This is a genomic window from Alkalibacterium sp. MB6 (genome assembly GCF_009935905.1).
Lineage (GTDB): Bacteria > Bacillota > Bacilli > Lactobacillales > Carnobacteriaceae_A > Alkalibacterium.
The window spans coordinates 140,552-150,069 of sequence record NZ_PREX01000002.1; the positions used below are offsets into that span (position 1 = coordinate 140,552).

Genomic DNA, 9,518 nt, shown 5'->3' on the forward strand with positions numbered 1-9,518 from the left:
ATTAACTGGAAATTTCTTCATTTAATTTAAATAGATTCATATTAGGCGTGTGTTTCATGTTATCTAAGGTATCAACTATATCATGAACAACGATGTCTTCATTTTGAATACCTAAACTGACACCACCGGTTCCCTCTTTTAATAAGTCAACCGCTCTTGCTCCAAACATTGAAGCTAATACTCTGTCTCGAGCTGTAGGTGATCCACCACGCTGAATGTGCCCTAATACGGATACACGTACATGGAAATTGTCAATGGCATCCAATTTTTCTGCGAACTCGCTTCCGCCCATGACACCTTCTGCCAATATAATGATTGTGTGTTTCTTACCTTTTTCTCGTCCATCACGAATGTTATCAGCAACTTTCATAATATCAAAGCCTTTTTCAGGAATGATAATTTGCTCAGCGCCACTTGCGACACCTGTCCATAAAGCAATATCTCCTGCATCTCTACCCATGACTTCGATTACAAAAGTACGAACGTGAGATGTTGCTGTATCACGAATTCTGTCAAGTGCATCTAAAACAGTGTTAATAGCTGTGTCAAATCCAATCGTGTAGTCAGTACCAGGAATATCATTGTCAATTGTTCCGGGTAGTCCAACACAAGGGAAGCCGTGTTTCGTTAAGGCATAAGCACCTCTATACGAACCATCTCCTCCAATTACAACGAGTCCTTCAATACCAAATCGTTTGAGTTGTTCAATCCCTTTTAACTGTCCTTCTTCAGTAGCAAACTGAGGGTATCTAGCTGAGTATAAAAATGTTCCTCCACGTTGAATCATATCTCCAACGTCTCTACGGGATAGTTTTCTAATGTCTCCAGCTACTAAGCCGGCGAATCCATAATTGACTCCGTACACTTCCATACCTTCGTAAAGTGCTTTTCTGACTACTGCTCTAATAGCAGCATTCATTCCAGGAGCGTCTCCACCACTTGTTAGAACGCCTATTCTTTTCATTCGTTATCCACCTTCACTACAATTATTCTCTCTTCACTTAATAGTGTCTATAACTATAATAATAAAGATATGTAAAACATCTCAAGACATAACCATTGATAATAGTGTCTTTCAACTGTTTCACTTTGATTCATCAAATATTTTACACCCATTACATATCTTATCACTTTTAAGCACAATTGTCTCACTAAATCTTCTAATTCACTTCATTAGTTTTCAAGAAGAAGCCTTGTTCTTAAGTTTTACATTGTCTTTTCCAATAATGTCTTCAATCTTTAGAATGACATTTGGAGCTGTCGATACATTGTAACTTTGTTTCAATACGTCTGTTTTTTTTGATTGCTCATCATAGATAATGACTGTCGCTTGACCAGAATGGTCTTGCAATATATTAAGGATTGCACCGAACTGCTCCTTTTGTTCGGGGAGGTTGGTAAACCTCAAAAACAACTGCTCACCTGGAGTCGGATTATCTATAGTCATGTCTTCAATCGCTGTCAGTTTAGAGGTCAATACAGTTAATCTGCCTTTTTTCCATTCGGCTTTTCCCTCTAACAAAATAGTGGGCTGATCTTTAATTAATTTTCCGTATTTTCTATAATCCGTTGGAAACAAAATACACGTAGCTTCACCTGTCGAATCGGTTATATCGACAAAAGCCATCGGTTCCCCTCTTTTTGTCTGTATTTTTTTTATTGCTGTAATGGAGACAATAAACGTGTTGTACTGATTAGTCGCCGCTTCCAACAAATAGACGGCTTTTTTCTGCTTTCTTATCTGTTCATACTGTTCCGTTGGATGCCCTGATAAGTAAAAATCGGTTGCTTCGTATTCTTGATTTAATTTTTCTTCCAACGTCTGATCTGGCCTTCTCTCGTAGCGAGGAGCTAAAGATTCGAACAGTTCGATATTACCTTTACTCATGGTTACGCTATTTAGCATCGGTTCAAGTGACTGACTAAGGGTATTCCTATTTTCCCCCAATCCATCGAAACAGCCCGCATGAATCATTGGAAGCAGATACTGTTCTTTTCTCCAACGGTTATCTATTCGATTGATAAACGACAGTAAGTCCTTGAATGGGCCATTGGTTCGCCTTTCATTTATCATATGGTAAATGAAATCTTTTCTCAAACCCTTAATGATATCAAAACCAAAACAGATCTGTTGATTTTTAACTGTAAAGCTAGCCCCGCTCTCATTAATTCTCGGCGGAACAATAGGAATAGAGCGTCGTTTGGCTTCCAACATATAGAGCCTTAGTTTATCTTTATTATTGGCGCTTGCTTTCATTAAGGATACGAAGAAGGCTGCTGGGTAATGTGCTTTGAAATAGGCAAGCTGGAAAGCTAATTTAGAGTAAGATACCGCATGAGACCGATTGAAGCCATAATTGGCAAATCGTTCAATGTGATTATAGATTTGAGTCGCCGTTTCTTCTGTATACCCTCTTTGTTTGGCACCTGCAACAAACTCCTTGCGCCCCGCATCTATCTCTGATTTGATCTTTTTAGAGATGGCACGTCTTAATAAATCGGCTTCAGCTAATGTGTAGCCCGCTATTTGAGAAGCCACTTTCATGACTTGCTCCTGATAGACCATAACCCCATACGTCACACCAACTATATCTTTTAGATCCTCATGCACATAGTCAATTGGCTCTTTACCTTTTTTTCGATTAATATACGTGTCAATTTGTTCCATTGGACCTGGACGATACAAGGCATTCACTGCCACGATATCTTCGAAGGTAGTGGCTTCCAATTTTCTTAAGACATTTTGTATGCCGCTTGATTCGAATTGAAAAATCCCATTTGTGTCTCCCTTTTTAAACAAGTCGAGTGTGAGTGAATCATTAAGATCAATTGAATCAATCTTTTCTTTTATACTACCTTTAAGCTCGGGTGTATTTGTCAAACAATCGGCGAGGATGGTTAAGTTTTTCAATCCTAAAAAGTCCATTTTCAATAAACCAACCGCTTCAACATCATTCATCGCAAATTGAGTCAACGCCATGTGTCCATTTCCTTCTAGAAGCGGAGTGGATTCAACCAAGGGATTCTTAGAAATAACAACCCCTGCTGCATGTGTGGAGACATGACGTGGAAGCCCTTCAAGACTAAGAGCGATTTTAAATAGTGTTTTATTTAACTCACTCTCTGATACAAGTTCCCTTAAACTCGTTGATTGCTTGTAGGCGAGTTTTAAAGTCATCCCCAACTGATTAGGTATTGCTTCTGACCATTGCTTTAGTTGAATCGTCGTCAACCCTAATATTCTGCCGGTGTCTCTAATAGCCATCTTGGCCGCAAATGTTCCAAACGTCGCAATTTGAGCCACATGTTCACTGCCATAAGTGTTTAAGACGTATTCAAGTATTAATTCACGTTTATTATCAGGAAAGTCCAAATCAATATCTGGGAGTGAATACCGTTCTTCATTTAAAAACCTGTCAAAGAGTAAATTGTATTTAATTGGATCAACATCAGTAATGTTCAGCACATAAGACACCAATGAACCAGCTGCAGATCCCCTACCGGATCCAGTAACGATGTTGTTTCGGTGAGCATAGGCCATTAAGTCCCAGACGATTAAAAAGTAGTCTGCAAAGCCCATTTTTATAATCGTCGTCAGCTCTTTTTCCAATCGACTAGTGTAGTTATCTGAACTGTTCGGGACTCTTATAGCTAGCTGTTTCTTTGCTAGTTCTTTAAGAAAGTCTTCGGAAGACACGTTATTCGGTGTTTTATACTTCGGTAAAACTGGACTCCAGTTAAATTCAATATAGCAGTCATCTGCAATTTTTTGAGTATTTATTACGGCTTCTGACAATCTGTATTGATTGTATAAAGAAAGCACTGCCTCTTCTTCTCTTAAATTGGCATTTTGCTTTCCATTACTAAGCTCTTGATAGTCCACATTAGCCTGATTATCTATAGCTCGCATTACTTTCAAAGATGCGGCATCCTCTTTGTCTGAGTAGTAGACTGGTTCACTCACCACTAAAGGCAAATGAAGTTGTTTAGAGATAGCTTGAATGGCATCCAATTCAGTTTCGGATGTGGTAGTCATGTCCAGTCCAATGTAGGTATCTTTTCGTTTTTCTATAGACATTAAAAATGACTCATGACTCATGAGCGTTTTAAAATCATCTGTATAGGACGGAATAATGGTGATGATGTCCTCTGTGTACTGCCCTAACACTTTTGGTGTTATCTTCTCTTTATGTAACATAATGGCACTGGAGAGTGCTAGAAGAGACTGATAGCCGGCTTTATTTTTCGCAAGCAACACCATAGGCTGTATGATGTCTTCATCAGCTTCCAACGAGACACTAAGGTCAATCGTCAAACCAATAATAGGCTTAATCCCATGAGCTTTAGCTGTTTTGTAAAATTCCACTGCGCCATGCATGACATGCTTATCTGTCAGTGCCAGTGCTGTATACCCCATGTCTTTTGCTCGTTTAACAAGCTTTGGAATGGTAATGGTACTGTTTAAAAGTGTATATGAACTCATGATGTGTAAAGGAGTATACCCCATATTTATCACCTTTCGGCTTATCTTTTATAGTGCATAATGATTTGTGCTGTCTCCTTAGTTTATAGGAGAATCCAAAAACTCTCAACAAAGTGTTTGGATTTTTACCAAAACCTTTGCTGAGAGTTTGTTTATCTGATGCCCAATGCGATTCGCGCGTAACGGCTCATTCTGGTTGTATCCCACGCAGGGTACCATACCAATTTGACATCCGTTTCAGTAATTTCAGGTATTGTTTTCATTGCATTTAAAATATCTTCAGTTATAACGTCAGCTAAAGGACAACCCATCGTTGTCAGTGTGATTTTCATTTCACAATAACCACCGTTAAACACATTGACCTCATACACAAGACCTAGGTTGACTATATCAATCCCTAACTCCGGATCGATGACTTGTTCCATGGCTTGGGTAATACGATGTTTAATATCGTTTATGTCTTCTTCAGTCCATACCGTTCTTTCTTCGCTCATGAAATTCCCTCCCTTACTCGTTTATATAATACCACATATCTTGCTCTTTGTTTACTTATTTACAAACAATTTGTTGAACGTTTAATGGCAGTTTAATCGCCTATGCGTTTCTTATTCCTAAATATACAAAAGCATAACTCTTTGCTATACTGTTAAGAAGTAAGTTTAAACCGCCAGAGGGGGAGAAATAGTTTGAAAAGAAAATTGATTGCACTAGATTTAGATGGCACCACTTTAACTAATGAGTCACTCATTAGTTCTGAAACGAAAACGATCTTAACAGATTTAAGAAAACAAGGTCATATAGTATCAATCGTCACAGGACGTCCCTTTAGAAACAGTTATTATTACCATGATGAATTGAAATTGGACACACCCATTGTTAACTTTAATGGGGCTTGGTGTCACCATCCCAATGACAAAGACTGGTCCCATCAATATTATAAGACCTTGAGTAAAGACTTGGCTTTGTCTATGCTGTCATTAAAAGATCATCCAGAAGTACAGCTAATTGCTGCTGAGTCCCACGATAAGATTTATGTTGAGGGGAATTTTATTCCTTACCCAGACTTCTTTCCTGAGGGTATTGAGTTAAGTGAAAAATTATCAACCGAGTTTTTACTAGAGGATCCCTTATCGGTTGAGATTTTCACTTCAACAATTGCTTATCAACCAATCATCGAGCAAAAAATCATTGATTTGTATCATGATACGGTTGAAGTCCGTACGTGGGGCGGGCAAACCCCTTGTTTGGAAGTCGTCGCTGCCGGCGTGCAAAAAGCGATGGGTGTCGAACGTATAGCTGACTATTACGGCATTCATAGAAGTGATATTTTAGCCTTTGGAGATCAAGAAAACGATTATGAAATGATTCAATATGCTGGTCACGGTGTTGTTATGCAAAATGGCATTACTCGATTAAAAGCGATAGCCGATGATGTGACTACTTATTCCAATGATCAAGATGGCTTAGCTCGTTACTTGAAAGATTATTTTTATTAATAACAGAGCATCGCTTGTTTCCCACTTTACTTGAAGGTGAACATTTTAAGTCAACGTCAAAAAACGAACACGACTCATAGGATACTGATTCACCGGTATCCTTAGCCGTGTTCGCTTTTTTGTCTAGTTAGATTGTGGCTGATCATCCAATAGTAATTCTTCAGTCGCAATTTTAGCAGAAAGCAAGACAATGGGGACACCTGCTCCAGGGTGAGTGCTACTACCTGTAAAGTACAGATTGTCTGTATGCTTAGCTTTTGCTTGTGGACGTAAGTGATTACTTTGAGTTAATGTCGGTCTTAAACCAAATGTTGCTCCATTATATGCATTAAAGCGTTGCTCAAAGTCGACAGGCGTTGTATACGATTCAGATATAATATCTTCTTCTACCGTTTCAAAGCCTTCAATCGTCTTCAGTTTGTTAATGACTTGGTTGCGGTAATACTGAATCGTTTCTTCATTCCATTCGTATTCAGCCGTTGACAGATCAGATACAGGAACAAGGACATACAAGCCATCTTTTCCTTCAGGTGCCAATGTTGGGTCCATTTTAGAGGCAATGTATACATAAAAGGATGCTTTGTCTAATAATTTCCCACTGAAAATGTCGTCCAAGTTGCGGTCTAAATCATTGGAGAAGATAAAATTGTGGACATAATCCACTTTATCATACTTTCTATCCATACCAAAATACAAAACAAAACATGAACACGAGTACTTCATGGAATCTATTTTCTTATCTGTGTACTTCCCTTTTGCTTCTGTATCTTTTACTAAATTTTTCATTGCATAAGGGAAGTCAGCATTACACATGACGAAATCTGACAATATCTGTTCCCCGTTTAGTTGAATCCCTTTAGCTTGTTTATTCTCGATGAGAATATGTTCAACCGGAGCATTATAGTGAACGGTACCCCCAAGTTCTTTGAACAAGCGTTCCATTGCGCTAGCCATAGTATACATGCCACCCTTAATGAACCAGACACCATATAAATACTCAATCATCGGAATGATTGTGTAAAGAGACGGTCCATTATTAGGCGATATTCCTATGTATAAAGTTTGGAAACTTAATATTTGCTGAAGCCTCTTATCTTTTACATATTTGGCAATCATATGGTTGGCACTATCAAAGGTTTTTAGTTTTCTTGCTTGATTAATCATAAAAGGATTATAAAAGTCCTTGGCGTTTCTAAATGGACGCTGTAAAAAATGATCTTTGGCTATGATATATCGCTCATAGATATCTTTTAAATAAGACAAGAAACCAGCAGCATCTTCGTCACTCAAGTCTTCTAATTGAGCCATCAACTTAACTAAATCAGAGGATACGTCTATTTTTTCGTCATCGAAATAAGCCGTATACATCGGATCAAGTCTTTCCATCGGGATATAATCATCTGGGTCTCTTCCGGCTAATTCAAATATTTCCTTATAAAGTGCAGGCATCATAACAATACTTGGACCCAAATCGAAAGTAAATCCGTCTTTCTTAATTTGGTGCATTTTGCCGCCGGGCATGCTTTCTTTTTCGTAAAGAGTCACGTCATAGCCTGCGTGTTGCAGACGAATCGCACTCGCTAACCCTGCAACTCCTGCACCAATAACACTTACGGTCTTCTTCATTCTTCTCCTCCAATATCATAAGCATCTCTTTTATTTCGTTCACTGTCATCTTTTTTTGTTAAGACACCGTCTTTCATCACGTAAACGGAATCACAGAAATCAGTCAATCTCTCATCATGAGTAACCATGATTGTGGCTTTGTTATTTTCTTTGGTCTCTCTAGATAATATCTTGACTACTTCATAAGCACGTTCCGTATCCAGACTTGCAGTAGGTTCATCCGCTAAAATAACCGATGGACCATGGTATAACGCACGTGCAATAGCTGCTCGCTGTCTTTCACCACCAGATAAATCGGATGGGTATTTATCCATTAAGTCTTCTATACCTAAATTAGACAATAGTGATGTGACACGCTCAGATTCAAAAGATGACTTTTCAATTTTATTTACCAATTTCAATTGATCCTTTATAGTTAAAAAGGGTATTAAATTTGAAGCCTGTAAAATAAACCCAATTTCTTTAAATCTCATCTTTGCACGTTCTTTTTCAGTTAACTCACTAAATGTGTCTTCATTTATAAAGACTTCACCTTCAGTAGGTGTTTGCAAACCTCCGATGATGGTGAGCAAGGTACTTTTACCTGATCCACTTGGTCCGATAATCGCTGTAAACTCGCCAGCTTCTACCGAGAAATCGGTTTTCTTCAACGCTTCTATTTCTTTTCTACCATCATTAAATACTTTTGTTATACCTTTTAAATCGATTAATTTCATGTCCTGTCTCCTATCTCATCAGTTAAATGGTGAAACAACTGCCTCTTTAACCAATAGCTTCTAACGGATCGATTTTCACAACAGCTCGTACAGAGAAGAATGCCCCAATTAATGCACAGACAATGAGCAAGGTTGTAATGCCTGCTAGAAATAGCACATTATTTTGATACGGTACCGCAGCAGGCAGTAACATACCTGTGATTAAAGTTAATGCCAACCCAGTCCCCACACCAAATACGGTTAATAAAAAGGTCTGACCCACTACTGATTTAGATATATAACTTGTTGAGATGCCTTGAGCTTTCATTACTCCCAACATAGATGATTTTTGAAGGGTTAAGACATAAATGAAAATACCTATGACCATCGCAGCAATAAGAACCAAGAACCCAATCATTAATCCGAAAGTCAGAACTTGAGCATTGTAGCCAGGTAAATTGGATATAAATTCACTGACTGAATAGAGTTCTAAATCTTCACCATTCAAGTCGATACCTTCTAAACTATCTCCTTCACTACGTACAACTATCGCACTAATGATCTCATCTTCCCGTTCTCCAAAACCACTTGCACGGATCGATTGATAGGTTTCATGATTAGTGTAGAGAACTGGCGAAACGTTGAATTTAGCATCTTCAGTAAAGCCGGTAATTGTAACCGTCGTATCCACCCCTGCCAATTTCAGTTCGTCTCCCACTTCGAATGCTTCTTCTTCTTTCAAGCTAATATCTGCGATCACTTCATAGGAGTCATTAAAATTCTCTCCTTCAACAAGGGAAGGATAAATAAAACTATCTTCGTCTATACCAAAAAATGTAACATTCACTTTTTGATCATCATCATTTTCTTGCCCTTCTAACGTAACAACGTTAGACGTGATGCCTAAACTGGCCTTATCTCCAGCTTCAATATCTTCAATCGTTTCTCTTGCAAACATTGACATATTGACGTTTAAATTGGAATCTTCGGCCAACACAATTCCGTCTGCCTCCCATTTATCGACACTTGATCTATTCTCCTGAGCTAGCCCATAAGCAAGTCCAGTTAAGAAAAAAACTAAATAGGAAACAAGTACAACGACTCCAATAATGAGTGCGAATCGTTTTTTTGAATACACTTGTGTTTTGCAAGATAAATGTTTAGAAAATTGCAATGAAAAGTTAAGAACTTTGCCAACCACTTTTAGTTCAATTATTT

Annotated in this window: 7 protein-coding genes; 1 reads left to right on the forward strand and 6 read right to left on the reverse strand. The window is 38.2% G+C overall.

Going from position 1 to position 9,518, the window contains the following annotated elements:
* Position 1: 1 nt before the first annotated feature.
* The 3 genes from pfkA to C3945_RS01830 all read right to left on the reverse strand — a co-directional run bounded on the left by pfkA (position 2) and on the right by C3945_RS01830 (position 4,977).
* A complete protein-coding gene (gene pfkA / locus C3945_RS01820; protein ID WP_161877977.1) occupies positions 2-964 on the reverse strand; it encodes a 6-phosphofructokinase in 963 nt (320 codons plus the stop codon).
* Positions 965-1,180: 216 nt separating this feature from the next.
* Entirely contained in the window at positions 1,181-4,507 is a 3,327-nt protein-coding gene (gene dnaE / locus C3945_RS01825) for a DNA polymerase III subunit alpha (protein ID WP_161877978.1), read from the reverse strand.
* A 128-nt stretch (positions 4,508-4,635) separates the two neighbouring features.
* Positions 4,636-4,977: a metal-sulfur cluster assembly factor gene (locus C3945_RS01830; protein WP_161877979.1), complete on the reverse strand. Its 342-nt coding sequence runs from the start codon at positions 4,975-4,977 to the stop codon at positions 4,636-4,638.
* Positions 4,978-5,169: 192 nt separating this feature from the next.
* Between C3945_RS01830 and C3945_RS01835 the strand changes: the two genes are divergently transcribed.
* Positions 5,170-5,979, forward strand: coding sequence for a Cof-type HAD-IIB family hydrolase (locus tag C3945_RS01835; protein ID WP_161877980.1), 810 nt, complete (start codon positions 5,170-5,172; stop codon positions 5,977-5,979).
* Positions 5,980-6,102: 123 nt separating this feature from the next.
* Here C3945_RS01835 and C3945_RS01840 read toward each other — a convergent pair whose 3' ends face one another.
* From C3945_RS01840 to C3945_RS01850, 3 genes are read right to left on the reverse strand one after another with little or no spacing between them, the layout of a single operon-like run.
* Positions 6,103-7,605, reverse strand: a complete 1,503-nt coding sequence (locus C3945_RS01840; protein WP_161877981.1) for a phytoene desaturase family protein — start codon at positions 7,603-7,605, stop codon at positions 6,103-6,105.
* Positions 7,602-8,321 carry an ABC transporter ATP-binding protein gene (locus C3945_RS01845; protein ID WP_161877982.1) on the reverse strand — a complete coding sequence of 240 codons (720 nt, stop codon included), beginning with the start codon at positions 8,319-8,321 and terminating at the stop codon, positions 7,602-7,604. Before C3945_RS01845 ends, C3945_RS01840 begins: the two co-directional genes overlap by 4 nt.
* Before the next feature lie 46 nt (positions 8,322-8,367).
* Positions 8,368-9,438, reverse strand: a complete 1,071-nt coding sequence (locus tag C3945_RS01850) for an ABC transporter permease (protein WP_161877983.1) — start codon at positions 9,436-9,438, stop codon at positions 8,368-8,370.
* Positions 9,439-9,518 lie beyond the last annotated feature (80 nt).